Origin of the sequence: Aphanothece hegewaldii CCALA 016 (assembly GCF_003007785.1) — a bacterium.
In the GTDB taxonomy this organism is placed as follows: Bacteria; Cyanobacteriota; Cyanobacteriia; order Cyanobacteriales; family Microcystaceae; genus Chroococcus; species Chroococcus hegewaldii.
In genome coordinates this window covers 1-4,349 of the sequence record NZ_PXOH01000081.1, presented here as the reverse complement: position 1 = coordinate 4,349, position 4,349 = coordinate 1, and the positions used below count along the sequence as shown (strand labels likewise).

The window sequence follows — 4,349 nt, the reverse complement described above, 5'->3', positions numbered from 1 at the left end:
ACCCAATTTTTAGCCAAATTGCTAACATCTTAGCCCAAAAACAAGACTGGGTTATTTTGTCATAGTCTAAACTCCAGTTAGAAAATTAGGTTGTAGCGTCCTTTGTCTCCATGCCGTAGGAAGAGGATGTCCTGACGTTTTAGTCGGGTACAACGGGCTAAATTATCTACTCGAAATCAAAAACGGAAAAAAACCACCGTCCAAAAGAAAGCTAACCCCCGATGAATCGGCTTTTTTCAAAGAATGGAAGGGTCAAGCGATCGTAGTGGCTAGTGTTGAAGAAGCGATCGCAGTCGTAACGGGAATTGAGTGATTATTTCCTTTCTTCGACATAGAAGACAATTTTGAGGTCATTATGTACGTTTTGGAGATGCGGTAAAATTGTTATAAATGGCTTGTCTTGCAAGACAAGCCTACTAAGGCACAATCTCAAAAGGCACATTTCCAAAAAGACGGTAGATATAGAAATCGCTGTCTAACGTGAAAATCTGTTGTTGATTTAAAGTTTCCGCAGCAGCAACTAATGAAGCGTCCGCTAAATCCATCGGCGTGTCCCGATACTGGAACATAAGTTCTTGCATTCTTCGTTGTTCTGATTCATTACTGATATGGATGATCAGCAATTGCTCGGCTATGTAATCCCAAAGTTCCTGTTGCCCTGGCCATCCAGCATACCGATAGAGAAGATACATCGCTTCGGTAAAGCATGGCCATGTTGTTACAAGAGGTTCGGAGAGAGAGGGAAGGACTGTGAGACAGCGTTGATGATTGGGATCTTTTTTGTTAACTAAGCAAACCAGGGGGGAAGCATCACAGAGGATCACTGTCGAACCGCCTTTTGTGTTTTTCCACAAGAATGTCTGTAAACAAATCCTCTGCTTTGTTAGCAAAATCTGGGACATCAAAGCTCAATCGGCCGACTCTTCCCATTAAGGCTTCGGCTAGGTTTTTTGGGGAAAGAGAATGCGTTTCAAGGGGTTCATTTTCAAGAATAGTAACCCTAACTCTATGCCCTGATAATTCAGGGGTATGCGCTAGAACTTCTTCCCATGTTCCTTCAATAAAGTGGTATTCCATCTACGCTATCTCCCAAAATCGTTTGAACGAGAATCAAACTATCAAATAAAAACACCATAGCATTCCATTTTCATTTCTGTCGTGGCGATGGCGCATTATCATCATATTTCTTTCATAGCCTTAAAAACTCATTTCAAACGATCTCGCAAGAGCGATCGCCCCCAACAGCATCGCTATAATAAAAATAAAAACACCATAGGCTTAAACAGCATGGCACGTAAAGACAGTAATACCAAAAAAAAAGCGATTTCCCCCTCTAGACGGGTAAAAGCCCTTAAATTGCGACAAAAAGGGGTGTCTTACCGTGACATAGCTTCTCAATTGAAATGCAGTTTAACCACAGCTTACTCGGATGTAAAAAAAATGATTGATCAAATTAATCAAGAAGCCAAAGAAGAGGCCGAAATGCTGCGTACTTTGGAACTCCTTCGATTAGATGAAGCTCAAGCGGCTATATGGGAGAAAGCAATATCAGGGGATCTTAAAGCGATCGCCGTCATTTTAAAAATTAGTGACCAACGCTGCAAACTACTGGGACTCTATCAACAGCCTACATCTTCGCCCAAAGAGGGAATCAAAGAATTAGAAGCTATTAAGGTGCTTGTTGAATCGAATTGGTTGAGTGAAGATTTGCAGTCTGCGATCGCCTCTCACATCATTGATTGTTCCATGAAGATCAAAGAAGATATTCTAAAAGTTACTTTAGCTGATGAAAAAATCTCATATATGAACTAAAAGCCTTGTAGTGCAAGGATCATAGCTTTAAGGGAGAGCTTGAGGAGGTGATCGCTAATCACATCACTGATTGTTCCAAAAACATTAAAGATGCCATCAACTTGAATTAGATCCTGTCAACCTCAAAATAATTTTATCCGTTAACGCCATTTTTGCGGAATCTTTCCCTTTCAATGTGTTGAACTTTTTTCTCTATCTCAACAATCAACCGCACTGATTGAAGTAAAGCTTCGGCTTGAGACATAGGTTGAGGTTTCTGTTCTGTCGCAGAATAATAACCTGTTTTACGAATCGCGGGTAAAACTTCAGTGTGCATCCATCGATTTAACTGCTTGCCTAATTCTGTCCGAGAACGCGATACAAAAAAAGTTAATGCGGCTTCTGACAAAACTAACAGTTCTTGGATTCCTCCTTGAGTTTCAAGGGGTTGGTTATTAACAAACTCCTTGCCAAGTTCTTGCGACACAAGGGTTTCAACTGCGGTTACGGTTGTTGTAGTTCTAATTGCCGATAACACATCTTTGGCTTTGAACCAAGGTTCACCAACAACAGCGACTTTGAAAACGTTACTAGGAAAGGAATGAACCAATTTGGTACAATGGTCTTTTGGGTTAATTTCTTTTTTATCTTCGATAGCGCACAGCTAACGCGGATCACAGAGAGATCGCCGCTAAGATTTCCGAGTGTTCCCAAAAAAATCAAAGACATTGTTAATTTTCGGGCAAAAAAAGGGAATTCTAGAAGCACGATCGAGAAATTCATTATGCTTAAATCTTGCCCTCAGTGTGGACAACAACTCAACCCGCCGATTCAATCAATAAACCGTCAAGTTTGTTATCACTGCGGTTGGTCACAAGAAGTTAATGTTGAATCTAAAAAAAATGATCAAACTCTAAATAAAAGCAAGAATATCTTATTTTTAAAATCTTTTAACTTGTTTAATTCATTTAACAGTCTGTATACAGTTTGGCTTGAATTTATGGATTTATTTCAAAGCCATAAACTTCCAGAGCAAAAGTTGTCAAACCGTTTATACAGAGGATTTATCTATGCTTTAAAGACCATTCAAGTTTTTGGATTTTTAGGTGGATTAATACTCGGCTTATTATCTTTTGATAAATATGATCCTATCCTCTGGATTTTGCTCAGTATCTTATTAATACTTGCAAGCTATCTATCAACTCAAGGAATGATTGCGGTAGTTGATCTATTAAGTAGAATTGAAGAAAATATTAGAAAATTAAATGTTTTAATTGATAGCGATCGCTCAAACTCTTAGCTTTTACTCTGATCTCTCGTTGTTAAACAGGCCAGTGTATAAATAGTTCGTAAAATTATTCAGTTTTTTGTTAGTCAAAAACAATTAATTACTTAATGGATATTGTTAGTATAGCTAGTCTAATTTTAGGAATTGTAAGTTTAATTTATGCGGTTTATCAAACGGCTCGTGCTAATCAATTTGAGAAAAATTTAAGAGTTTTTCAATTGAGTGAAAATGAACGGTTTTTGAAAGACATAAAAAAACTAATAAGCCCGTTTTTTCAAGAAACACAAGACAAACTGAATAAATTTGGGACTGAAGGATATTATGGGATTGATCTTCAAGATCTAGATGGGGATGGTCAACCAGAGTTATTAATTCAATATCCTTATGGAGCGCATGGAGCCGTGTTAAAAATTTTTGGAAGAGCCGAATCGGACTTTACTCAACTTGGAGAATTCTTTTCTGACACTTTATTTGGATTTGAAGTTGATGATTTTAACAAAGATGGCTTTTTAGAAATAAAGTCAATAGAAACTCATGAAGGTTTTGTATATGCTACTGCACTAAGAGACGAAGTAATTTATCGTTGGAATGGTCAAAAAATTCTGGAAATATTTCGCAGAAAACTTTTTAATGAAAAAGATGTAATAAAAGTGCAAGAATTTGAAGCCAAGCAAAAATATTAAAGATGTTATTAATTTGAATTAGTTTCCGTTCCCGCGACGGAAACCTTGCCACTACTCAATTCAAGAGGTAGCGCTCGTCATTCATTATTAATTTTTCCATAAACTCGTTATGTTCAGGATCTAACCCCGTTAATATTGGGAATCGATGTGCATTAGCTCGAAGATATGCTTTACTTTCAAGAATATGATCATAAAAAGACCAAGATCTAGAAAAAGAATGCGATCGTAAAGGAATAACAATATTTATCGAATCTCGATCCCCTTCTTCAACAAATTTAATCATTTCACCAATATCTTGGTAGTCCTCGATCATTGAATAAAATGGTATTTCTCGTTCTTGTTCTTGATCATCTGCATCATTATAAGAATTAGGGTCATTCATATCAAAACCTTCTAAAATTTCTCATAATTGTATCCCGATCCATGAGGTATTGATCCACCGATCCCAGATAGCCAGTATTTAAGATAACGATCGCCATTCAGAAAATTTTAAAGTTAGCTAAAAATGACTAGTGGGACTTAAACACAAATCAAGCCCAAATAAACCCTAAACTTGCTTTGTAAGAAGCAAAGACATCCCTATTTTG

At 37.2% G+C, this 4,349-nt stretch carries 7 protein-coding genes; 3 read left to right on the top strand and 4 right to left on the bottom strand.

Annotated features, from left to right (window positions below; translation table 11 throughout):
- Nucleotides 1-416: 416 nt before the first annotated feature.
- Both C7H19_RS24885 and C7H19_RS24880 read right to left on the bottom strand, forming a co-directional pair.
- The gene (locus C7H19_RS24885) at nucleotides 417-854 is read right to left on the bottom strand and encodes a type II toxin-antitoxin system VapC family toxin (RefSeq protein ID WP_245927791.1); all 438 of its coding nucleotides are present in this window, start codon (nucleotides 852-854) and stop codon (nucleotides 417-419) included.
- On the bottom strand, nucleotides 811-1,077 hold the full coding sequence (locus C7H19_RS24880; protein WP_106459594.1) for a hypothetical protein: 267 nt from the start codon (nucleotides 1,075-1,077) through the stop codon (nucleotides 811-813). The genes C7H19_RS24885 and C7H19_RS24880 overlap by 44 nt, the downstream gene beginning before the upstream one ends.
- 87 nt (nucleotides 1,078-1,164) lie before the next feature.
- On the opposite strand from C7H19_RS24880, the gene C7H19_RS24875 reads away from it, so the two are divergent.
- Nucleotides 1,165-1,812 (top strand): hypothetical protein, encoded by a 648-nt coding sequence (locus C7H19_RS24875; protein ID WP_106459593.1) that lies wholly within the window; start codon nucleotides 1,165-1,167, stop codon nucleotides 1,810-1,812.
- 133 nt (nucleotides 1,813-1,945) lie between these two features.
- Here C7H19_RS24875 and C7H19_RS24870 read toward each other — a convergent pair whose 3' ends face one another.
- The gene (locus C7H19_RS24870) at nucleotides 1,946-2,401 is read right to left on the bottom strand and encodes a BRO-N domain-containing protein (protein ID WP_181280746.1); all 456 of its coding nucleotides are present in this window, start codon (nucleotides 2,399-2,401) and stop codon (nucleotides 1,946-1,948) included.
- On the opposite strand from C7H19_RS24870, the gene C7H19_RS24865 reads away from it, so the two are divergent.
- Together C7H19_RS24865 and C7H19_RS24860 are read left to right on the top strand one after the other, a co-directional pair.
- Nucleotides 2,393-3,091: a hypothetical protein gene (locus C7H19_RS24865; protein WP_181280745.1), complete on the top strand. Its 699-nt coding sequence runs from the start codon at nucleotides 2,393-2,395 to the stop codon at nucleotides 3,089-3,091. The two genes, C7H19_RS24870 and C7H19_RS24865, sit on opposite strands and share 9 nt — an antisense overlap.
- Nucleotides 3,092-3,186: 95 nt before the next feature.
- Complete coding sequence (locus C7H19_RS24860) at nucleotides 3,187-3,762, top strand: FG-GAP repeat domain-containing protein (protein ID WP_106459590.1); 576 nt, start codon at nucleotides 3,187-3,189, stop codon at nucleotides 3,760-3,762.
- A gap of 55 nt (nucleotides 3,763-3,817) precedes the next feature.
- Here C7H19_RS24860 and C7H19_RS24855 read toward each other — a convergent pair whose 3' ends face one another.
- Nucleotides 3,818-4,144, bottom strand: a complete 327-nt coding sequence (locus tag C7H19_RS24855) for a hypothetical protein (RefSeq protein ID WP_106459589.1) — start codon at nucleotides 4,142-4,144, stop codon at nucleotides 3,818-3,820.
- Nucleotides 4,145-4,349 lie beyond the last annotated feature (205 nt).

Bases quoted from the DNA above. Each gene is read 5' to 3' on its own strand.
- C7H19_RS24880 (WP_106459594.1), bottom strand. From the start codon at position 1,077: ATGGAATACCACTTTATTGAAGGAACATGGGAAGAAGTTCTAGCGCAT.
- C7H19_RS24875 (WP_106459593.1), top strand. From the start codon at position 1,165: ATGGCGCATTATCATCATATTTCTTTCATAGCCTTAAAAACTCATTTC.
- C7H19_RS24865 (WP_181280745.1), top strand. From the start codon at position 2,393: ATGAACCAATTTGGTACAATGGTCTTTTGGGTTAATTTCTTTTTTATC.
- C7H19_RS24860 (WP_106459590.1), top strand. From the start codon at position 3,187: ATGGATATTGTTAGTATAGCTAGTCTAATTTTAGGAATTGTAAGTTTA.
- C7H19_RS24855 (WP_106459589.1), bottom strand. From the start codon at position 4,144: ATGAATGACCCTAATTCTTATAATGATGCAGATGATCAAGAACAAGAA.